A 20,613-nucleotide genomic window follows, 5' to 3' on the forward strand; every position below is an offset into this window, starting at 1 on the left:
TAGCTATGTCACTGCCCGAATTCTGGTTCCTCATCATTGCCTTCTTCTTCGTCGGCTACTTCGTGCTCGAAGGCTTCGACTTCGGTGTCGGCATGCTCATGCCCATCCTCGGTAGGCACCCGGACGCAGCAACGGGGGAGAAGCGCAGGCGGGCCGTCCTGAACACGATCGGTCCGGTCTGGGACGGCAACGAAGTCTGGCTCATCACCGCGGGCGGTGCCTTGTTCGCAGCGTTTCCGGAGTGGTACGCGACGCTGTTCTCGGGCTTCTACCTGCCGCTGCTGTTGATCCTGGTGGCACTGATCCTGCGTATCTGCGCCATCGAGTGGCGCGGAAAGATCGACGACCCGGTGTGGCGTCGACGCTGCGACATCGGAATCGGCATCGGTTCGTGGGTTCCGGCGGTGCTGTGGGGCGTCGCATTCGCCAACATCGTGCGCGGAGTCGCGATCGACGAGAACAAGAAGGTCACCGCAGGGTTCTTCGACCTCCTCAACCCGTACGCACTGCTCGGCGGAGTAACGATGGCCGTGGTGTTCGCACTGCACGGTGCCGTGTTCATCGCGCTCAAGACCTCCGGCGATGTACACGAGGACTCGGTGAAAATGGCGACGTGGCTTTCGGTTCCGGCCGTGCTCGTCGGTGGAGCCTTCGCACTGTGGACACAACTCGCGTACGGGAAGACCTGGACCTGGGCACTCGTCGCGGTGGCCGCAGTGGCGCTGCTGCTCGTCGTCGCGCTGACGGCGAAAGTACGCGAAGGCTGGGCCTTCGTCTTCACCAGCATCGCCATCGTCGCCGTCGTTGTGCTGCTGTTCGCCTCCCTGTTCCCCAATGTCATGCCCTCCAGCACGGACGCCGCCTTCGATCTCACCATCGCGAACGCGTCGTCCAGTCCGTACACGCTGAAGGTGATGACGTGGGCCGCGGCCTTCGCTGCTCCCGTCGTCATCGGCTACCAGGCCTGGACGTACTGGGTCTTCCGGCAACGCATTTCGAGCGCCCAGATACCGGACTCGATCGGACTGACGGTGAAACGGTGAGCGCACCCGCTCGCTCACGGGCACCGGTCGATCCCAGACTGTGGAAGTACTCGCGCTCCGCGCGCGGTTACCTCGTTGCGACGGTCGGGCTATCTACCGTCGTCACCCTGTGCATCATCGTGAGTGCACTTGCCATCGGCCGCGTTCTGGCCGGTGTGATCACCGACCCGACGGCCAGGTCGTTGTCCGCCTGGACGACGGAACTGATGGTGCTGGCAGGTGCGACGGTAATCCGCGTGCTGGCGACCGGAGCTCAGTCTCGATACGCGCACCGGTCGGCATCGCGGGTAGTGGCCGAGCTGGAGCTCGAAGTGCTCACTACGGCAACCAGTTTCGAGCCTCGCGAGCTCGACGCCGAACGTGAAGAGCTGGCCGTAGTCGTGACTCGCGCCATCGGCGGATTGCGGGCATACCTGATCAGTTACGTACCGGCGCTGGTGCTGGCCGTCGTCGTCACCCCGCTGGTCCTGATCGTCATCCTCACCGAGGACGTAACGTCGGCGGTGATCATCGCGGTGACCCTGCCGCTGATCCCGGTGTTCATGATCCTGATCGGACTGCTGACCAAGGGTCGAGCAGCTGCGACGCTCACCACGATGACCCGGCTGTCGACACAGTTGCTCGACCTGTTGGCCGGTCTGCCGACACTGCGGGCGCTGGGGCGCGAACACGGGCCCGCAGCCCGTATCCGAGCACTGGGTGATGCGCATCGGCGAACGACGATGCGCGCGTTGAAGGTTGCCTTCCTGTCGTCGATGGTTCTCGAACTGCTCGCGACCCTGTGTGTCGCATTGGTGGCCGTCGGCATCGGACTGCGGCTGGTATTCGGGGAGATGACACTCGAGGCAGGCATCGTCGCATTGATCCTGGCACCCGAGGTGTACTTCCCACTGCGGTCCGTGGGCACCCAGTTCCACGCGGCCGAGGACGGCGTCGAGGCCGCGAGCCGAGCATTCCGAGTGTTGGATCGCCAGACGGTTCGGCCGAGTGGTGGTCGAACGGTCGACGCCTCGGCGTCGGACATAGAACTCGACGGGCTCACCGTCACGAGTAGAGACGGCAAGGCTCCGGCAGAGCTCAGTGCAGTGTGTCGAGCGGGCACCGTCACGGTGTTGACCGGAGCGAACGGAGCGGGTAAATCGACTGCGCTGCAGGCAATTCTGGGTCTGACAACGCCGTCGAGCGGCGCGGTGAGAATAGGGGGAGTTCCGGTGACCGACCTCGACCTCGACCAGTGGTGGGCGCAGGTTGCCTGGCTCCCGCAGCGGCCGGTGTTGTTGCCCGGCACGCTGTACGAGAACGTCACCCTGCACGGAGTGCCCGAGCCGGCTGCCTTGGACGCGGCGTGCCGTTCGGCCGGATTCGACGAGGTGCTTCGAGATCATCCGGCCGGCTGGGACACCCGCGTCGGTCAGGGCGGCGTAGGGCTGTCGCTCGGCGAACTGCAGCGCCTCGCGCTCGCCAGGACTTTCGTCTCCAGTGCGCCGGTCATGGTGCTGGACGAGCCGACCGCACACCTCGATTCGGCGCGCGAAACGACGGTGCTGCAGGCTGTTCGAGCCGCGGCCGACCGCGGAGTGACCGTCGTGATGGTCGGTCATCGTCGGTCGGTGTTGCAGGCCGCCGACCGTGTCGTGGAGGTACGCAGCAAGGCGACCCTGCACTCGAGGGTCGATCATGTCTGATCTGCGTCGGGCGCTGGCGTTGTTGGAGCTCTCTCCGCGACGGGTGGCGGTGGCTGTGGCTGCCGGAGTAGCAACGCTCGGGAGTGCGCTGGCCCTGGCCGCGTTGTCGGCCTGGCTGATCACCCGAGCTTGGCAGATGCCACCAGTACTGGATCTGTCCGTCGCAGTGGTAGCCGTGCGGGCGCTGGGCATTTCGCGGGGCGTGTTCCGATATCTGGAACGACTGTCCACTCACGATGCGGCACTGCGTGGTACGACGGCAGCTCGCACCGGAATCTACGAGAGGTTGGCGAACGGAAACGGGGCGCTTCATCTTCGGCGCGGTGACGTTCTCGCTCGCACCGGAGCGGACGTGGACGTGCTCGGAGACGTCGTCGTGCGGGCCGTCGTGCCCATCTGCGTCAGCGTCGTGATGATGTTCGCGGCGGTGGGCCTTCTCGCCGGCATCTCGCCTGCTGCCGCGTCGATCCTGGCGGTGGCGTTGCTGACCGCCGGAGTGGGGGCACCGGTGCTGGCGGCGCGGTCGGCAAGGATCGCGGAAGAGTCCGGTGCCGACGCCGACGCACGGTTCGCGGAGTCGGCCGTCCGGGCACTCGACCACGCTGCGGAACTACGGGTCGCCGGGCGACTCGACGCAACACTGGCCGAAGCGCGAAGCGCAGCAGAGGATTCGGTGGTTGCCCGGGATCGCGCCGCCCGTCCGTCGGCCCTTGCCGATGCCGCTGGGCCGCTGTCGATCGGAGCGTCGGTGATCGGGTCGTTGCTCGTCGGGATCGGGCTGTACGGACCGGACGGAGGTACCGCCGGCGGTATGACGCCGATGGCACTGGCGATCATCGTGTTGGTTCCGCTGGCTGCCTTCGAGGCGACCGCGGCACTCCCCGGAGCGGCAATCGCCCTGATGCGCGGCAGAATCGCAGCCACTCGAATCATGGCGATGTTGGAGGCTCCGCCGCTGCATGTGAGCAGAACTTCGACCCCTGCTACGAACTTCCGTGCACATGCGCGAAGCGCTCTCATCGGCCCCAGTGGATCGGGAAAATCGACGATGTTGCGCGCACTTGCCGAGGAATACGGCTCGGACGCAGCACTGTTCGCCGAGGATGCGCATCTGTTCGATACGTCGATTCTGGAGAATCTGCGGGTGGTACGCGGGGACGTGAACGAGCAGGAAGCGTCGGAGGCACTGCGGAAAGTGGGCCTCGGATCGTGGCTCGACGCGCTGCCCCTCGGTGTCCACACGCCCCTCGTGGGCGGCGCACACGCGGTGTCCGGGGGAGAGCGACGCAGGCTGCTGCTCGCGCGCGCTCTGCTCAGCAGTGCACCGATCGTGCTGCTCGACGAGCCGACCGAACATCTCGACAGAGTCTCCGGGATGCGGATACTGCGGGAGCTGCTCACCACCGACTGCGGCCTGTTCGGTGCCGACCGAACCGTGGTGGTCGTCACCCATCAACTGCCGGAGAACACCGACGCCGACCAGGTGATCGACCTCGGCGCAGACACGAAGAAAAAACACTTTGCCGACTCGGAATCTCGGGCGTACGTTGGAAGTACACGAGAGAGGAGGTGGTCTGAAGTTGATGAACTCTAGGACGCGTGAGGTGGCTGTCAGCTAGCCGCTATCGCTGACGGATTCACTGCGAAGACCGCGCGAGCGGCAAGCGAATCCCAGGCAGCTACCCGGCCCTCGAGCCCCCGACCTGTCCGGTCGGGACCTGAAATCAGGTATGGCTCGAGGGCCGTTCGCATGCAACGAGAAGAAATGAAATCAGCCGATGTAGCGCGACAACCGTGCGGACAACCGCGGTGCGAGTGGGCCGTCGGCGACAACGCGTTCCTCGACGTACGCCAGATCTCCGCCCTCGACGATTCCGTACAGGCGGCGCGCTCCGCCGACCAGCGCACCCGAGGTGCTGCGGATGACGACGTCGGTGGCGAGTTCCCACGAGGACTTGGTGAGTGCGTGTCCGTAATAGAGTTCGACCACACCGGTGCTGTGGGTCAACAGAAGTTCGATGACCTCTTCGTTCTCGGAACCTTTGAGTCCGTGGCCACCGCTGACGCGCCAGAATCCGGTTTCGCGGAGGTCGGGGTGAGCGTAGTTGCCATCGGAGTCGAGCCGCCACGAGCGCGATTCCCAGCTCAAGTAGCTGCCGCCGTCGTGGGTGATGACGATCTGCTGTCCGAAGGGGTAGTCGGTTCCCAGTTCGGGGTCGTGCCCTTCGCCTTCACCGCGCCAGACGCCGACGAGAGGCAACAGCGCCAGCATCGACGGATCCAGGTCGGGACCGAGCCGCAGGTTGGCGGTGTCGTCGGGATGAGGGATATCGGGCAGTACCGGGATGTTCCGAGACGATGCCTCGGCGAACTTCTGTTCGGCCGCTGCTATCGCTTCGTCACCACTGGTGGCGGGGACGTCGCGTCTCTCGTCGGCCCTGCCCTCGTCAGCACTGCCGGGTTGCCCCGCAACCGGATCCGTCACGACTCGTCGTTGACCAGTCGGTAGACGACGTAGAGCGAGAACGCGATGATGGCTATTGCCGCAAGCACCAGCAACAACTCGAAGAAGATGACCACGAGTGCGAGTTTAACCCGCATGGTTTCCCACTGAGAACAGTGGCCCGAATCCGACGTGTGTCTTTGGTGACATCTAACCGACTTCGGCTCGGAAAGTGCGCTGGGTCACTCGTACTGGTGGAGAAATCCCGAACAACAGGTACCTTCTTCGGGGGACGTCGGACGCCCGTGGGCGAATTTCCGACGTTGTTCACTGTGTTGTCGTGAAGGCTGGGGAGGTCTCTGCAGAAATGCTGCGTCGTAAGCGTGTCCTGACATCGTCGTTCGGTTCCGTGGTGCTTCGATCGGCGGTCGTCGCACTGACGCTGGCGCTCGCAGCACCCGCCGCCGCGCTGGCCGCCCCGGATTCGGGCTCGTCCGATTCCGGTTCGTCGGATTCCGGGTCTGCCGACTTCGGTTCGTCTCAGGGCCCGAACATCGATCCGAACAACTACGCGCAGGACTGCCCGGATGTACTGCTGTTGGCGGTGTCCGGAGCCACCGACTCCGCCGCAGATCGCAATCCGCTGAACGAAGAGGCGCAGACGATCGCGTCGAATTGGGTCGGCAACGTCACGGTTCCGGTCGGTGAGGCGAACGCGGACAGCCCCGGGACCGTCGGCTGGCTCTACGTTCCGTACACCTCCACCTACGGCTTCGACGTGCTCGACGACGTGGCGACGTACCAGGAATCGATCGACGACGGCATCGCGTCGACCAACCGGTTGATGAACGAGTACAAGACCAAGTGCGGCGAGAAGACCAAGTTCGCGCTGCTCGGGTACAGCGTCGGCGGGGAAGTTCTCGATCGGATCTCGGTCGACCTCGGACACCGTGATCCCAACGCGCTCGTCACGTCCGACGACGTCGTCGGCGTCATCATGGTCGGGTCGCCGTACCGCCCGGCCGGGGTGCCGAACTTCGGCGACGAGGTCGGTGAGTCTCTCGGCGGTTTCATGGATCAGTCGCCCCGCGACTACGGCACCATGACCGACAAGGTCACCTGGTCGTGTCGGCCCTGGGATCTGGCGTGCGATGCACCGGACAAGATCGAGCTGCTGCAATTGGCGCTCGGCGTACTGGGACAGATGCGGTTGACGCTGCTGAATCCGGTGCAGACCGTGTCCGATTTCGGCCGGACGGTCGCTACCATCGCCACCCGCGCGATCATCGACATCGCCACTAACAAGTCCTGGCTCGAATCGGACGAGACTTTGTTGCAGGTTCTGGTCAAGGTGTCCGACCGGCGATACCAGGTGAACGACGCAGAGGCTGTCGCAGCGCTGTCCCCCGACCAGCTTTTCGCCGATCTGAACTGGGCACTCGGACCGGGCGCGGAGACCGTGGAGGCGAAGTTGCGCGCCGAAGGCGAAGGTCTGGTGGACAACAACAAGGGCATCGTCGACGTGGTCCTGGGCCCCTACCTGGCGCTCGGCTTCCTGCAGCACCTGTCCTACTGGTACAACGACCCCAACGACGGTGTCGAGTGGGAAAGCGAGAAGATGGTCGCGTGGGTGACCGATCTCGCTCGTACCGAACGCGAGAAGAACAACGCACCCGCTCCGGTCGATCCGGCCACGCCCGAGGCTCCCATGACCGAGACGCCCGCGCCTGCGCCGGAGCCGCGGCTGCTGCCCGAGCCGGGTACGCAGACCCGAGTCAGTGACCTCGGTGCCTTCCTCGAGTCCCAGGGCATTCCGGTCCCGGAGGGATTGTTCCCGCCGCAGTACTCCACGGTTCCGGAGCCGGTGCCCGCGACCGGCTAGAGGACGAAAAAGAACCCCGCACCTGCCGAGCAGGTGCGGGGTTCTTCGTTTCTGGCGGTGCTGCGAAGTCAGACTCCGACGGTGACGTCGGCAGAGTGCACGCCTGCGCCTTCGGGAGCGATGACGGTGTCGCCGTTGCCCGATGCCGACAGTGCACGCAGCGTCCACTGGCCGGGAGCGGCGAAGAAGCGGAAGTCCCCGGTGCCCGACGCGACGACCTCGGCGGTGAATTCGCCGGTGCCGTCGAGCAGACGCACGAACGCTCCCGCTACCGGCTCACCGTCGCCGGCGAGAACGCGGCCGGTGATGACCGTTTCCTTTTCGACGTCGACGCCTGCGGGGATGGTCTGGCCCTGTACGGGTGCTCCACACATATCAGTGAACCTCCAACTCGATGGGTGCTCCGACGAGGGAGCCGTACTCGACCCAGCTGCCGTCGTAGTTCTTGACGTCTTCCTTGCCCAGAAGCTCCTTGAGGACGAACCAGGTGTGGCTCGAACGCTCACCGATGCGGCAGTAGGCGATGGTGGCCTTCTCGTCGTCGTAGCCCTTGGCCTTGTACAGCTCTTCGAGCGCATCGTCGGACTTGAATGTGCCGTCCTCGTTGGCGGTGGTGCTCCACGGAATGTTGATCGCGGACGGAACGTGGCCACGCTGCTGAGCCTGTTCCTGCGGCAGGTGAGCCGGGGCGAGGATCTTGCCCGAGAACTCGTCGGGCGAGCGCACGTCGATCAGGTTCTTGTTGCCGATGGCGTCGATGACCTCGTCGCGGAATGCACGAATCGACAGGTCGGGAGCCTCGGCTCGGTACTGAGTGGTTTCCCGGCTGACGACGTCCTTCGACAGCGCGCGTCCGTCGAGTTCCCACTTCTTGCGTCCGCCGTCGATGAGCTTGACGTCCTTGTGGCCGTAGAGCTTGAAGTACCAGTAGGCGTAGGCGGCGAACCAGTTGTTGTTTCCGCCGTACAGGACGACGGTGTCGTCGTTGCTGATGCCCTTCGCCGACAACAGGTCCGAGAACTGCTCCTGGCCCAGGAAGTCGCGGCGAACCGGGTCCTGCAGGTCCTTGCGCCAGTCGAGCTTGACTGCACCTTCGATGTGTCCGCCGTCGTAGGCGCTGGCGTCTTCGTCGACCTCGACGAAGACGATCTTCGGTGCGTTCAGGTTCTGCTCGGCCCAGTCGGCAGAGACCAGGACGTCGGAGCGAGCCATGGTGTTCCTTTCGGTCTTTCTTGTACGGATCGGAAGAAGGGGTGTCAGGACAGGTGTGGAGCCTGCGAAACGACCCAGTTCAGGAGGTGCTGCGCACTCGCGCCGCGAGCGGGTAGATCATGCACCCGAGGCAGACCGCGAACGCGGCGTTGAGAAACGCCGCGAACAGGGCGAAGCCTGCGGCCACGGTGCCGACGACGGGAGCGCCGAGGGCGAAGCCGAGAACTCCGACGGCGGCGAACACGAATCCCACCAACTGAGCGAACTTCAACGGAGCCACCGGCTCGCGTTCGCTGGTCGGGGAGAGCCGCGGAGCGACGAACGTCGCGTAGATCGTGCCGTAGGGACTGTGCTTGGGTCCGCGGACGGCTCCGATTCCGAACACGATCGCCTGTAGCCCGAGCAGGATTGCCGCTGCGGGGACCGAGAACGTGGTCAGGAGAATCACGACGACCAGAACGGCGGTGGTGATCCACGCTGCGAAGCGGGGGCCACGGACGTCGACCTGGTCGAGCGTGGGGGAGACGGTGTGGGTGTCGGGTGTCGACATCGAGAAGTACTCCTGTGCGGGGCCGGGGCACGCTACATGGGCAGTGCTCGGACGTGGATTCCTGTCGAGGGGCCGACATCACGCATGGGCGTGGCGGCAGAAGGAAATCAGCAGCAGCGACAGCAACAACCGCCCAGTCGGCACAGATCAACCGTGCGTCGACTGGTGAGCATCAGCTCGTGGCGGGAGAACACGAAGAGCATCCTACCTGCTACCAGCGGCGCATCGAACCGCCCACCCGAGCGTAGGTGGTCACAGGGCGTCGAGCGCCGACCGCAGAGCCGCCGCGGAGGGAACCCCCGCGATTCTCGAGCGCCGACGCAAGTCGGTGTCGAGCACGAACGTGGTGGGCAGCGACAGCACCCCCAGCTCGCGAGCGAGGACCGGATGGGCATCGATGTCGAGCTCTACTTCGCGGGCCCCACCGCGGTCGTCGAGTACTTGGCCTACGACGCGACGGACGGCGGCACAGGGTCCGCACCAGTCCGCCGAGAAGTGCAGCACGGTCGCGGTGTCGGTCGTGACGCCTGCCTCCAGCAGGAGAGGACGTACAGCGTCGGAGTCGGAGTCGGTCTCTCGTACCGCGCGCACGGTGCCGGATCGGCTCCGGAGGTAGAAACCGGTAGCCACGGCAAGGACCGCCACGACCACCAGAACTGTGATTCCAATCACGGCTTCTCGATCTCGTTCAGGTCGATCGTCACGTTGTCGCCCGAACCCTCGATGACGATCTGCGACCCTTCCGCGTACACGTCGGTCGGCAGCAGTCCGAAGGGCAGGTTCTGACTCTCGATGGTCTTGGTGAACAACCCGAGCACCGTCGGCTTGGCGAAGTCGGGAATCGTGAAATCCGCCCGACCCTCCGGACCGAAGTAGAAGTCCGATGCCACGATGGCGACGCTGTCTCCCTCGAGCAGCAGATCGGCTTCGACGCTCACCGTCGTTTGCAGTGGGCCGACCGGCACCGTTCCGGTCAGCACGACGCCTCCGGTGGTCGTCTTGCCCGAGCCGCCGGAGCCGCCCGTGCCGTCGGACTTGTCGGCCGGCGGCGCAGAAACCTGCAGGTCGACGATGCCGAGGAACCGCCCGAGGTCCGTCGCCTCGATGCGGACACGGCCGTCGAGTTCGTCGACCGGAATGGCCCGAACGTTGTTGTCGATCAGGTCGGACAGGGCGATGTGTACGCCGCGGAGGTTGGCCTCGATCGTCGTCGAGCCGACGTACTCGGTGGGGACGTCCTGAGCCCTGATCTCGATGTTCTGGTAGCGGCCGTCCGCTGCCTGCGTCAAGAACGGGAAGCCGTGCACGATCACCTGGGGGTCCGAATTGAGTTCGCCACCCGCACGAATCGCGCGTGAGACCCGGTACTCGGAGTACGCCGCCGCGCCGAAATCCACGACGAGCGCAAGGGCCAGCAGGCTGACGAGTCCGATGAGAAGTGTGCGCACGCGTCCATTGTGACCGACGGGTGCCGCACTGCCCGCTTCGGCCAGTTGTACGGACAAGCTAGTCTGTGTCCTTGACGAACACTCCAATCCAGCTCGGGCTGGACCGGCCAGCAGCAAGAACGGAGACGCAGTGGAGCTCCTACTACTGACCTCCGACCCCAATCCGGAGGGCGTTCTTCCATCCCTTGCTCTTCTGGCGCATCACGTGCGCCCGGTGCCCACCGAGGTCTCCTCGCTACTCGAAGCGGGTTCGGCCGATATCGCTCTCGTGGACGCCCGCACCGATCTGGCTGCAGCACGCGGGTTGTGTCGACTGTTGGGAAGTACCGGCTCGGCCATCCCCGTCGTCGCAGTCCTCACCGAGGGCGGGCTGGTAGCCGTCAACTCCGATTGGGGCCTGGACGACATCCTGCTTCCCGGTACCGGGCCGGCAGAACTGGACGCGCGCCTGCGGCTGCTCGTCGGGCGTAGCGGCGGCGTCGCGAGCCCGGAGACTTCGGGCAAGATCACGCTCGGCGAGCTGATCATCGACGAGGGCACCTACACCGCGCGCCTGCGTGGTCGTCCGCTCGACCTGACCTACAAGGAATTCGAGCTGCTGAAGTATCTGGCTCAGCACGCGGGCCGCGTGTTCACTCGCGCCCAACTGCTGCAGGAAGTGTGGGGCTACGACTTCTTCGGTGGCACACGCACCGTGGACGTCCATGTTCGACGCCTGCGTGCCAAGCTCGGTACCGAGTACGAATCGCTGATCGGCACCGTGCGCAACGTCGGATACAAGGCGGTCCGGCCCGCGCGGAACAGCAAAGGCGGCCCAGCGGCATCGGACGGCGCGGGCGGGGATTCCGGCGATGCGGATTTCGAGTTCGAGCAGGAGAGTACTCTCTCGTAGATGAGTTCGGATACTGCGTTCGGCGTCCATCCCATCGACGGCGACGCACCGTCTCCTCGCGTTTCCGGCGAGATTCATGGGATCCTTTCTCGCGCAACGGAAGCCGACGGTACCGCGCCCCTGTCGGAGCAGGCAGTGAAGGCGGTCGACGCGGGCGAGAACGTCGTTCGGCTCGTCGCCACCGAAGGTGATCGAGTCGTCGGCTACGCCGGAATCGCCGACGGGATGGCCGAGGCGGTGGTCGATCCGGCTTCCCGCGGTCTCGGCATCGGTCGCGAATTGGTTTCTCGCGCACTCGATATCGGGTCCGAGGCGCGAATCTGGGCGCACGGCAACATCGCCGCGGCGCAGTCCGTTGCAGCTCGTCTCGAGCTGACGGTGGTTCGGGAGTTGCTGCAGATGCGTCGGGCATCGGCCACTCCTGATCTCCCCGATGTTGTTGTGCCGGATGGTATTACGTTGCGGACCTACCGAGGCCATCAGGACGACGCCGAGCTGCTGCGAGTGAACAATGCGGCGTTCTCATGGCATCCCGAGCAGGGTGGCTGGACCGATCGCGACATCGCCTCGCGCCGCGACGAACCGTGGTTCGATCCGGCGGGTCTCTTCCTGGCGTTCGAGGAGGGCAGCGACCACCTGCTGGGATTTCACTGGACGAAAGTGCACGCCGCCGAAGCGAGCGAGCCGGCCATCGGTGAGGTGTACGTCGTCGGCATCGATCCGGAGTCCCAGGGCCGTGGTCTCGGCCGAGTGCTGACCCTGGCGGGCCTGCATTACCTGCGCAGCCGCGAACTGAGCCAGATCATGCTGTACGTCGAGGCGGACAACACCGCCGCCGTGCACACGTACACCAAGCTCGGGTTCGTGAATTACCACGTCGACGTCGCGTACGCGCGCACCCCGTAAACGGACATTTCCAGCGCGGTGTTCATCTTCCGTTCACCCACGCGGGGGTAAACGTCTACCACCTGCCCTTACCTTTCTCCGTGGGTGGCAACCTACGCCGCCTGGTGCGAGGTTCTCTCGAGGAGCCGGCACCCACACAGTCACAGCACGGCCGATCAGGTCCGAGCCGTGGACACGGCCCAAGATTCCTCGGAGGAAACAGGTGAACCTCAAGCGCAACGGTGCTCTCATGAGTGCAGTGGCCATCAGTGCCATGTTGCTGACCGCATGCGGTAGCGACGCGAACGTCGCCACCACGGACGGCGCATCCGAATCCTCGGCCAGCTGCGAAGGCAAGTCCCCACTGACCGGTGAAGGCTCGTCCGCTCAGCAGAACGCCATGTCCAACTTCACCTCGATCTACTCCGGCGTGTGCGCCGGAAAGGCCGTCGAGTACACCACCAGCGGCTCGGGCAACGGCCGCACGCAGTTCGTCGCCGGCCTCGTCGACTTCGCCGGATCGGATTCGGCCATCAAGGACGATCAGGCCGCCCAGGCCGCCGTTCGTTGCGCCAACAACCCGGCCTGGAATCTGCCCCTGGTCTTCGGACCGGTCGCTGTGGCCTACAACCTCGACGGTGTCGACAACGTTGCGCTGAACCCGGACGTCATCGCGCGCATGTTCACCGGCCAGATCACCACCTGGAACGATCCCGCGATCGCCGCCCTCAACGAAGGCGTCGACCTGCCGTCCACTGCGGTCACCCCGGTCTACCGCTCCGACTCCTCGGGCACCAGCGACAACTTCCAGCGCTTCCTCGCAGCATCCGCTCCCGAAGCGTGGACCCTCGACCACAGCTCCGATTGGGCCGGCGGCGTCGGCGAAGGTGCCAACGGATCCTCGGGCGTCGCCCAGGCCGTCGCGGCTACCCCCGGATCGGTCACCTATGTCGAGAAGGGCTTCGCCGACCAGGAGAGCCTCGGCACAGCTGCCGTCGACTTCGGCAACGGACCGGTCGAGCTCAGCACCGAGACGGCAGCCGCAGCGATCGACGCGGCAACGTTCTCCGGTGAGGGCAACGACCTCGTGATCGACATCGACGCGCTGTACGCCAGCAACGAAGCCGACACGTACCCGTTGGTCCTCGCGACCTACGAGATCGTGTGCTCGAAGGGCTACGACGCCGACACCACGGCAGCGGTCAAGTCCTTCCTTCTCAGTGCAGCCAACGAGGGCCAGCAGGGCCTCGAGGAAGCCGGCTACGTGCCGCTCCCCGATTCCTTCAAGGAACGTCTGGTCACCGCTGTCGAAGCAATCGCCTGATTCAATGAGACGTGATCTTGCTTCGGCTCGCGACACCGCGAGCCGAAGCAAGACCGTCCTCGACCTCCACACGAGACAGTGAGCGGTATGAGCGACACCCACTCGATGACCGGCGTCCCCTCCGCGGCTACCGTGCCCACCACGGGTGCCGCGCACCAACCGGAAGAACCACAATTGTCAGACTCGAAAGCATCGGGAACCGTCACACGTCCCGGTGACCGGATCTTCTCCGGCCTGGCCACGGGCTCGGGCATCTTCATCATCGCCCTGATTGCCGCCGTCGGTATCTTCCTGCTCTGGCGCGCGATCCCCTCACTGTCGAACAACACGGTCAACTTCCTGACCTACAACGGCGCGTGGGACACCTCCAACACCTCCGCGATGGTGTTCGGTGTCCTCGATCTCTTCCTGGTCACCGTTACCGTGTCGCTGTTCGCTCTGATTCTGGCGATGCCTGTTGCTCTCGGTATCGCCATCTACCTGACGAACTACGCACCCAAGCGGGTCGCAGGACCGCTCGGTTACATCATCGACCTGCTGGCCGCGGTCCCGTCGATCGTCTTCGGTCTCTGGGGCCTCTACGTCCTCGCGCCCGCCATCAGCCCGTTCGCCGAATGGCTGAACTCGTCGCTGAGCTGGTTCCCGCTCTTCAGTACCGGATCGGTGTCGATCGCCGGCGGCGGCACCATCTTCACCGGTGGCATCGTGCTCGCCGTGATGATCCTGCCGATCATCGCCGCCGTCACCCGTGAGGTGTTCATCCAGACGCCGAAGGGTCAGGTCGAAGCCGCTCTCGCGCTCGGAGCCACCCGCTGGGAGGTCGTGCGCACCACGGTCATTCCGTTCGGCAAGTCCGGTTTCGTCTCGGGTTCGATGCTCGGACTCGGCCGCGCACTCGGTGAGACCATCGCGCTCTACATCATCATTCGCAGCACCCAGGCGACCTTCGGCGGAACCCTGTTCGACGGCGGTTCCACGTTCGCGACCAAGATCGCGTTGGCTGCGGGCGAGTTCAACAATCCGCTGCAGGCAGGTGCCTACATCGCCGCAGGTCTGGTGCTCTTCGTTCTGACCTTCGTCGTCAACGCCGGTGCTCGCGCCGCCATCGCCGGAAAGAAGGACTGACCCATGACCGCAACCATGGACAAGCCCGTCAAGGAACCCACGTTCCAAGGCGTCAGCGCTCGGCGCAAAGCGTCCAACCTGACGGCGACGATCCTCGTCAGCCTTTCCGTGCTGGTGGCACTCGTTCCCCTGATCTGGGTGCTCTACACAGTGATCTCCCGCGGACTGTCGGCCGTCGTCTCACCCACCTGGTGGCAGAACTCGCAGGCCGGTGTCACCCAGTTCATCGCGGGTGGCGGCGCGTACCACGCCATCATCGGAACCCTCCTGCAAGGATTGTTCTGCGCCGTCATCTCCATCCCCATCGGCATCTTCGTCGCCATCTATCTCGTCGAATACGGTGCCGGTACTCGGCTGGCGCGAGTGACGACGTTCATGGTCGACATCCTCACCGGCGTGCCGTCGATCGTCGCGGCCCTGTTCATCTACGCCTTGTGGATCGCCACCTTCGGCTTCCAGCGCTCCGGTGTGGCTGTCGCCTTCGCGCTCGTTCTGCTGATGATCCCGGTGATCGTGCGCTCGGCCGAGGAAATGCTGCGCATCGTTCCGCAGGACCTGCGCGAGGCGTCCTACGCGCTCGGCGTGCCGAAGTGGAAGACCATCGCCAAGATAGTCATCCCCACCGCGCTGTCCGGAATCGTCACGGGCATCATGCTCGCCCTGGCCCGCGTCATGGGCGAGACGGCACCGGTGCTGATCCTGGTGGGATCCGCTACCGCAATCAACTTCAACATCTTCGCCGGGCCGCAGACGTCACTGCCGCTCATGATGGTCGACCTGCAGAAAGCAGGAACCGGCGTGCTCACCGCTGAGCGCATGTGGGGAGCAGCCCTGACGCTGATCCTGATCGTGGCAATACTCAACATCGGCGCGAAGTTGGTCTCGAAGTTCTTTTCGCCCAAGAACTTCTGACCCACCCGACTCCAGCGAATCGTAAGGAACGAAGAACATGGCAAAGCGTCTCGATCTCAAAGACGTCAACATCTACTACGGCAAATTCCACGCCGTCTCCGACGTCACTCTGGCCGTGCCGCCGCGCAGCGTCACCGCGTTCATCGGACCGTCCGGCTGCGGTAAGTCGACCGTGCTGCGTTCGCTCAACCGCATGCACGAGGTCACCCCGGGTGCCCGCGTCGAGGGCTCGGTGCTGCTCGACGGCGAGGACATCTACGGCAGCGGCGTCGATCCCGTGGGTGTGCGACGCACCATCGGCATGGTCTTCCAGCGGCCCAACCCGTTCCCGACGATGTCCATCAAGGACAACGTCGTCGCAGGCCTGAAGTTGCAGGGCGGCCGCGGCAAGAAGGAACTCGACGAGATCGCCGAGCGCTCACTCAAGGGTGCCAACCTCTGGACCGAGGTCAAGGATCGCCTCGACAAGCCTGGTGGTGGCCTTTCCGGTGGTCAGCAGCAGCGTCTGTGCATCGCTCGGGCCATCGCTGTCTCGCCTGACGTGCTGCTGATGGACGAGCCGTGCTCAGCACTCGATCCCATTTCGACGCTGGCCATCGAGGACCTGATCCAGGAACTCAAGCAGGACTTCACGATCGTGATCGTCACGCACAACATGCAGCAGGCCGCACGTGTGAGCGATCAGACCGGATTCTTCAACCTCGAGGCGACCGGCAAGCCGGGCAAGCTCATCGAAATCGACGACACCGAGAAGATCTTCTCCAACCCGACGCAGAAGGCCACCGAGGACTACATCTCCGGCCGCTTCGGATAACCACACACCGCACAGAGAACCCCCGCCGAGCGAAAGCTCGACGGGGGTTCTTCTCGTTGTGCGCCTGCCCTGACACGAACGTCGAGTAGCGCTGCTGGGCAGCCCTACTCGACGACAGTGGTTCTACGAAGTGGGAATGTTGTTCTGGTGCAGATCGACCGGAAGCTGGCCGGTGACGAGGAAGATCACTCGGCGGCCGACCTCGACCGCGTGATCGGCGAAGCGCTCGTAGAAGCGACCCAACAGAGTCACGTCCACTGCGGCGGCGACGCCATGGCTCCAATCACGGTCCATCAGAACCGTGAAGAGGTGACGGTGCAGATCGTCCATCGCCTCGTCTTCTTCCTGCAACTTCGCAGCGCGCTCGGGGTCGCGTGTCTCGAGGACTTCGCGCGCGGACGCACCGATCTGAACGGCGAGGCGTCCCATCTCGGCGAAGTATCCGTTGACGACCTCGGGGAGGGCGTGGTTCGGGTGCCTGCGGCGGGTGATCTTGGCGACGTGCAGGGCAAGTGCGCCCATCCGGTCGATGTCGGCAACGATTTGGATGCCGGCCACCACGGACCGGAGATCGCCTGCGACCGGAGCCTGCAGGGCGAGGAGCGTGAACGCCTTCTCCTCGCAGACGGCACTGAGGTCGGTGATCTTGTCGTGCTCGGAAATGACCTGCTCGGCGAGCACCAGGTCTGCTTGGAGGAGTGACTGGGTGGCCTTCTCCATGGCCGTACCAGCCAGGCTCGCCATCTCTCCGAGGAGATCGGCAAGCTCGTTCATCTGTTCGTTGTAGGCGACGCGCATGAGCGAAGTTTAGTAGGTCACACCGACCTGTTTACTGTCCCGAGGGTTAACGGAGCATGAATGGAGTCAGGCACACGTGTCGTCGGCGGCATTGGTGAACGACAGGTCCTCCGGCAGGGGCGTGTTCTCGATCGATCCCTCCACCTGCGTGGCATCGACTACGGTGCCGAACGGCGTCGGGGATTGCGTGTATCCGGGGTAGTTGGAACCGAGCACCACCTCGACGACGTTGTTCAGGCTCGGAGCCAGCTCGATGGCTGCGCCCGGGATCGCCGACGCGACGGTCGCGGCGGCCGCTTCCTGGTCCTGGGAGTAGCGCACGACGGTCTGGGTGGCGGAGCCCGAGAAGTTGCCTACCGTCAGGATCTGGAATCCGTAGGTTGCGAGCTCGTCGGATGCTGTTTGTGCCATTCCGGCGATGTCGGACGCGTTGGATACCTGCAGCGACACCGTCCCCGGTTCGACGGCCAGTAGCGGGGCGGCGGGCACCGCAGGGGGAGCCGAGGATTCGGGGGCGACCGGGTCTGCGCGTTCCTCGCCGGGCAGCGGATCGTCGTCGATGATGGCCTGGAAGATGGCACCGATCGCGTCCTCGTTGGGGATCTCGTTGCCGTAGTCGTTGGTGCCGGTGGTGGGAATGGTGAGGAACGTGACCGCGCCTGCATCCACGTTCTGCAGCGACCGTCCCAACGTCACCAGGTCCTGCGTCTTGACGTTCTCCACGAACGTGTCCGAGGTGAACGCGTTGACGAACCCGTTGAGCTTTCCCGGATCGAGCAACACCTGGTTGGACAGTGCGGATCTCAACAGGGAGGAGAGGAAGCGCTGCTGTCGCTTGATGCGGCCGTAGTCCCCGTTGCCCTCGGACTCGATGTTGCGGGCCCGAACGTAGTTCAGCGCGGTGCGGCCGTCGATGCGTTGCGTACCGGGGTTGGGCAGCACGTCACCGAGTTCGTAGTCGAACAGCGGTTGCGCGGTGCACACCTCGACACCGCCGACCTCGTCGACCATGGACTCGAACCCGGCGAAATCCATTCCCACGAAATGACCGATACGCAGACCGGATATCTTCTGGATCGTCTTGACCAGGCACTTGGGGCCACCGAGGGCGTAGGTGGCATTGAGCTTGTCGCCGTAGGCCTCCGGGAACATCTCACCGGTGTAGGTATTGGTGTCGTTGTCGAACTGCTCGCACTCGGGGCGCGTCACGTCGAGGTCGCGGGGGAACGACACGGCGACGACGCGACTGCGATCGGCCGGAATGTTGACGAGCATGACCGTGTCCGAGCGGGCTCCCTCGGCGTCGGCGACGGTCCCGGCACCCACCTCGCCGCTGGCCCCGGTGCGCGTGTCGGTACCGACGATCAGGTAGGTCTCGTCCCCGTACTGGCCTGCGGCGTCGACGACGTCCGTCGAGTCGGGATCGAGAGCGGCGACCTGGAGAAATCCCTGGTCTGTGTTGCGGAGATATCCCCACACCACGCCGGTCAACGCCACCGAAAGGACCGCGATGACGGACACCAGACTTCGGCCGATCATTCGCAGCCGCCGGCGTCGTCGTACCCGGCTCATTGCCAACCGCGTCAGAGCCGGGCGATCCGAGGCGGGCGCGCCCACCGGCTCCGGTACTGCGTGCGGCGGCGTCGGCGGTACCGCTCGGGAGGGTGGTGGTGTGGCATCGGTGATCGGGGCGATGATCTCGGTCGGTTCTTCGGTTTCGGGCCGGTCGGTGGGGGCCCGGCGACTCGATCCCGAACGCGACATCTTGTCCACCAGCTCGGCTACCGAGACGGTGTCGGCATTACGCGGCGATCGTTTGCCGAGCCTGCCGCTGTCGCCTGGCTGCGGTGGTGAATCCTGGTCCGGTGTGGATGGGCGTTCGGAGCGAGGCCGATGCTCTCCGTTTTGTCTGATTGAGGAAAGCGGGCGCTCCCATGGGGCGCGACCCTCGGGCACGGACGGGCCCGACTCTCGATCGTCTCCCACGAATTCGAACCTGGCCTTCCATCACACGCGCACGTTGCCTACTCGGCAATCCCAGCCATAGTACTGACTCGAGCGGCATGGTTCACTTCGTGCGAGGTGAGAGCCGATCAGCTGGGGATCAGCCGCCCGAATGCATCAGGTCGGCACCGGCCGGGACACAGATGTCCTCCGGATCGTCCAACCAGCCGTCGGGTAGAGAAACCGCGCCCGGTGAACCCTGTCGTCCGCGGGGACCCTCTGCGTCCTTGGGAAACGGAACGGTCGGATCCAGTTGCGCCAGCAGGTCGTCCAGCTCGGCGAGGGTGGACACCAGCGCCATCGAGACTCGAAGATCCGATCCCGCGGGGAAGCCGCGGAGGTACCAGGAGACGTGCTTGCGCAACTCGCGCAGGCCCTTCTTCTCTCCGTGGTGCTCGGCGAGCAGCTCGGCATGGCGGGCGATGATCGTGGCCACCTCGCCGAGGGTGGGGGGGACGGGCTCGGGCCGGCCGTTCAAGCGGGCGCTGAGTTCGGCGAACAGCCACGGCCTGCCCAGACAACCTCGCCCCACGACGACGCCGTCGCAACCGGTCTCGGCCATCATCCGTACCGCGTCGGACGCGGAGAAGATGTCGCCGTTGCCCAGCACCGGGATGCCGCTGACATGTTCCTTGAGTCGAGCGATCTCGTTCCAGTCCGCAGTACCGGAGTACCGCTGCGACGCGGTTCGGGCGTGCAGCGCCACCGCTGCGGCACCCTCGTCGGCGGCGATTCTGCCCGCGTCGAGGTGCGTGTGGTGGTTCTCGTCGATGCCGACGCGGAACTTGACGGTGACCGGAATGTCGGTGCCCTCGGTCGCCTTGACCGCCGCGGCGACGATGCGACCGAACAGGTTCCGTTTGTACGGCAGCGCGGCACCGCCGCCCTTACGGGTGACCTTCGGCACCGGGCAGCCGAAATTCATGTCGATGTGGTCGGCCAGGTTGTCGTCGACGATCATCTTCGCCGCGGCGTACGTGGTGTCCGGATCGACGGTGTAGAGCTGCAGCGACCGCGGAGTTTCGGTGGGACCGAAGGTCGTCATGTGCATCGTCGCGGGCTGTCTTTCGACCAGCGCGCGGGCGGTCACCATCTCGCAGACGTACAGGCCCGACGTGCTACCTGCTCGCTCGAGTTCCTGCTCCCGGCACAGGGTCCGGAACGCCACGTTGGTGACGCCCGCCATCGGTGCCAGGACGACGGGGCTGCGCAACTCCAGGGAGCCGATCTGCAATGTCATGGAAGAGCCTTTGGAACGGAGGGAGAACGTGCAGGGAAATAAGTGGTGCCCGGCACCGAAATCGGTACCGGGCACACCAGTCGAGCGAAACTTACGACGCGCGTGCTTCGGCCTTGGCGCGTTCGCGGGCCAGGGAGCGGTCTCGCATTTCCTCGAACTTGGTGGCTTGGCGTTCGAGGTCTTCGAGGAATGCGGCGAGTTCTTCGCGTGTGTTCTCGCCGCGGGCGGTGAAGTCGGTGCGCTCGAAGACGTTCCACTTACGCAGGACCGGCCAGACGACGTCTTCGAGGTGCTGACGCAGGTCGTAGATGCCGTGCTTGGCCATGAGCACACCGTTGCGGCGGAAGTTCGGCATC

At 64.9% G+C, this 20,613-nt stretch carries 20 protein-coding genes; 10 read left to right on the forward strand and 10 right to left on the reverse strand.

Annotated features, from left to right (window positions below):
• The first annotated feature begins 5 nt into the window (after positions 1 to 5).
• The 3 genes from cydB to ASG84_RS07530 are packed head-to-tail and all read left to right on the forward strand — an operon-like array spanning position 6 to position 4,322.
• The gene (gene cydB / locus ASG84_RS07520) at positions 6 to 1,043 is read left to right on the forward strand and encodes a cytochrome d ubiquinol oxidase subunit II (RefSeq protein ID WP_057476377.1); all 1,038 of its coding nucleotides are present in this window, start codon (positions 6 to 8) and stop codon (positions 1,041 to 1,043) included.
• Complete coding sequence (gene cydD / locus ASG84_RS07525; RefSeq protein ID WP_057476378.1) at positions 1,040 to 2,728, forward strand: thiol reductant ABC exporter subunit CydD; 1,689 nt, start codon at positions 1,040 to 1,042, stop codon at positions 2,726 to 2,728. The genes cydB and cydD overlap by 4 nt, the downstream gene beginning before the upstream one ends.
• Positions 2,721 to 4,322 (forward strand): ATP-binding cassette domain-containing protein, encoded by a 1,602-nt coding sequence (locus ASG84_RS07530; RefSeq protein WP_082520844.1) that lies wholly within the window; start codon positions 2,721 to 2,723, stop codon positions 4,320 to 4,322. The genes cydD and ASG84_RS07530 overlap by 8 nt, the downstream gene beginning before the upstream one ends.
• A 177-nt stretch (positions 4,323 to 4,499) precedes the next feature.
• Here the strand turns inward: ASG84_RS07530 and ASG84_RS07535 are convergent, their stop codons facing one another.
• Positions 4,500 to 5,120 carry an FABP family protein gene (locus ASG84_RS07535; protein WP_057476413.1) on the reverse strand — a complete coding sequence of 207 codons (621 nt, stop codon included), beginning with the start codon at positions 5,118 to 5,120 and terminating at the stop codon, positions 4,500 to 4,502.
• Between the two features lie 391 nt (positions 5,121 to 5,511).
• Between ASG84_RS07535 and ASG84_RS07540 the strand changes: the two genes are divergently transcribed.
• Positions 5,512 to 7,053 carry a cutinase family protein gene (locus tag ASG84_RS07540; protein ID WP_235581576.1) on the forward strand — a complete coding sequence of 514 codons (1,542 nt, stop codon included), beginning with the start codon at positions 5,512 to 5,514 and terminating at the stop codon, positions 7,051 to 7,053.
• 68 nt (positions 7,054 to 7,121) lie between these two features.
• Here the strand turns inward: ASG84_RS07540 and ASG84_RS07545 are convergent, their stop codons facing one another.
• From ASG84_RS07545 to ASG84_RS07565, 5 genes are all read right to left on the reverse strand, one after another.
• On the reverse strand, positions 7,122 to 7,427 hold the full coding sequence (locus tag ASG84_RS07545; RefSeq protein ID WP_032376387.1) for a DUF1416 domain-containing protein: 306 nt from the start codon (positions 7,425 to 7,427) through the stop codon (positions 7,122 to 7,124).
• Position 7,428: 1 nt separating this feature from the next.
• Entirely contained in the window at positions 7,429 to 8,265 is an 837-nt protein-coding gene (locus ASG84_RS07550; RefSeq protein ID WP_057476380.1) for a sulfurtransferase, read from the reverse strand.
• A gap of 79 nt (positions 8,266 to 8,344) precedes the next feature.
• Positions 8,345 to 8,815 carry a DUF4395 domain-containing protein gene (locus ASG84_RS07555; RefSeq protein WP_057476381.1) on the reverse strand — a complete coding sequence of 157 codons (471 nt, stop codon included), beginning with the start codon at positions 8,813 to 8,815 and terminating at the stop codon, positions 8,345 to 8,347.
• 252 nt (positions 8,816 to 9,067) lie between these two features.
• The gene (locus tag ASG84_RS07560) at positions 9,068 to 9,487 is read right to left on the reverse strand and encodes a thioredoxin family protein (protein WP_057476382.1); all 420 of its coding nucleotides are present in this window, start codon (positions 9,485 to 9,487) and stop codon (positions 9,068 to 9,070) included.
• The gene (locus ASG84_RS07565; protein ID WP_057476414.1) at positions 9,484 to 10,263 is read right to left on the reverse strand and encodes an LmeA family phospholipid-binding protein; all 780 of its coding nucleotides are present in this window, start codon (positions 10,261 to 10,263) and stop codon (positions 9,484 to 9,486) included. Before ASG84_RS07565 ends, ASG84_RS07560 begins: the two co-directional genes overlap by 4 nt.
• A gap of 130 nt (positions 10,264 to 10,393) precedes the next feature.
• Here ASG84_RS07565 and ASG84_RS07570 point away from each other — a divergent pair, with 130 nt between their 5' ends.
• The 6 genes from ASG84_RS07570 (at position 10,394) to pstB (ending at position 16,215) form a co-directional block, all read left to right on the forward strand.
• Complete coding sequence (locus ASG84_RS07570; protein WP_057476383.1) at positions 10,394 to 11,155, forward strand: winged helix-turn-helix transcriptional regulator; 762 nt, start codon at positions 10,394 to 10,396, stop codon at positions 11,153 to 11,155.
• Positions 11,156 to 12,061: a mycothiol synthase gene (gene mshD, locus ASG84_RS07575; protein ID WP_057476384.1), complete on the forward strand. Its 906-nt coding sequence runs from the start codon at positions 11,156 to 11,158 to the stop codon at positions 12,059 to 12,061.
• 202 nt (positions 12,062 to 12,263) lie between these two features.
• Positions 12,264 to 13,364, forward strand: a complete 1,101-nt coding sequence (gene pstS / locus ASG84_RS07580; protein ID WP_057476385.1) for a phosphate ABC transporter substrate-binding protein PstS — start codon at positions 12,264 to 12,266, stop codon at positions 13,362 to 13,364.
• An 87-nt stretch (positions 13,365 to 13,451) separates the two neighbouring features.
• Positions 13,452 to 14,489: a phosphate ABC transporter permease subunit PstC gene (gene pstC / locus ASG84_RS07585; protein ID WP_057476386.1), complete on the forward strand. Its 1,038-nt coding sequence runs from the start codon at positions 13,452 to 13,454 to the stop codon at positions 14,487 to 14,489.
• Between the two features lie 3 nt (positions 14,490 to 14,492).
• On the forward strand, positions 14,493 to 15,401 hold the full coding sequence (gene pstA, locus ASG84_RS07590) for a phosphate ABC transporter permease PstA (protein ID WP_057476387.1): 909 nt from the start codon (positions 14,493 to 14,495) through the stop codon (positions 15,399 to 15,401).
• A gap of 37 nt (positions 15,402 to 15,438) precedes the next feature.
• The gene (gene pstB / locus ASG84_RS07595; protein ID WP_027495871.1) at positions 15,439 to 16,215 is read left to right on the forward strand and encodes a phosphate ABC transporter ATP-binding protein PstB; all 777 of its coding nucleotides are present in this window, start codon (positions 15,439 to 15,441) and stop codon (positions 16,213 to 16,215) included.
• A 123-nt stretch (positions 16,216 to 16,338) separates the two neighbouring features.
• Here pstB and phoU read toward each other — a convergent pair whose 3' ends face one another.
• The 4 genes from phoU to ASG84_RS07615 all read right to left on the reverse strand — a co-directional run.
• Positions 16,339 to 17,013, reverse strand: coding sequence for a phosphate signaling complex protein PhoU (gene phoU / locus ASG84_RS07600; protein ID WP_057476388.1), 675 nt, complete (start codon positions 17,011 to 17,013; stop codon positions 16,339 to 16,341).
• A 66-nt stretch (positions 17,014 to 17,079) separates the two neighbouring features.
• Complete coding sequence (locus ASG84_RS07605; protein WP_057476389.1) at positions 17,080 to 18,999, reverse strand: LCP family protein; 1,920 nt, start codon at positions 18,997 to 18,999, stop codon at positions 17,080 to 17,082.
• Positions 19,000 to 19,117: 118 nt separating this feature from the next.
• Positions 19,118 to 20,257 (reverse strand): tRNA dihydrouridine synthase DusB, encoded by a 1,140-nt coding sequence (gene dusB, locus ASG84_RS07610; protein ID WP_057476390.1) that lies wholly within the window; start codon positions 20,255 to 20,257, stop codon positions 19,118 to 19,120.
• Positions 20,258 to 20,348: 91 nt separating this feature from the next.
• A partial coding sequence (locus ASG84_RS07615; protein WP_057476391.1) for an acyl-ACP desaturase occupies positions 20,349 to 20,613 on the reverse strand: 265 nt, incomplete at its 5' end.

This window comes from Rhodococcus sp. Leaf278 (genome assembly GCF_001426085.1).
Taxonomy (GTDB): Bacteria; Actinomycetota; Actinomycetes; order Mycobacteriales; family Mycobacteriaceae; genus Rhodococcoides.

Excerpts from the sequence above, each read along its gene's own strand:
- phoU (WP_057476388.1), bottom strand. The coding sequence starts at position 17,013 with ATGCGCGTCGCCTACAACGAACAGATGAACGAGCTTGCCGATCTCCTC.
- ASG84_RS07530 (WP_082520844.1), top strand. The coding sequence starts at position 2,721 with ATGTCTGATCTGCGTCGGGCGCTGGCGTTGTTGGAGCTCTCTCCGCGA.
- pstA (WP_057476387.1), top strand. The coding sequence starts at position 14,493 with ATGACCGCAACCATGGACAAGCCCGTCAAGGAACCCACGTTCCAAGGC.
- ASG84_RS07550 (WP_057476380.1), bottom strand. The coding sequence starts at position 8,265 with ATGGCTCGCTCCGACGTCCTGGTCTCTGCCGACTGGGCCGAGCAGAAC.
- mshD (WP_057476384.1), top strand. The coding sequence starts at position 11,156 with ATGAGTTCGGATACTGCGTTCGGCGTCCATCCCATCGACGGCGACGCA.
- dusB (WP_057476390.1), bottom strand. The coding sequence starts at position 20,257 with ATGACATTGCAGATCGGCTCCCTGGAGTTGCGCAGCCCCGTCGTCCTG.
- cydB (WP_057476377.1), top strand. The coding sequence starts at position 6 with ATGTCACTGCCCGAATTCTGGTTCCTCATCATTGCCTTCTTCTTCGTC.
- pstC (WP_057476386.1), top strand. The coding sequence starts at position 13,452 with ATGAGCGACACCCACTCGATGACCGGCGTCCCCTCCGCGGCTACCGTG.
- ASG84_RS07555 (WP_057476381.1), bottom strand. The coding sequence starts at position 8,815 with ATGTCGACACCCGACACCCACACCGTCTCCCCCACGCTCGACCAGGTC.
- ASG84_RS07545 (WP_032376387.1), bottom strand. The coding sequence starts at position 7,427 with ATGTGTGGAGCACCCGTACAGGGCCAGACCATCCCCGCAGGCGTCGAC.
- pstB (WP_027495871.1), top strand. The coding sequence starts at position 15,439 with ATGGCAAAGCGTCTCGATCTCAAAGACGTCAACATCTACTACGGCAAA.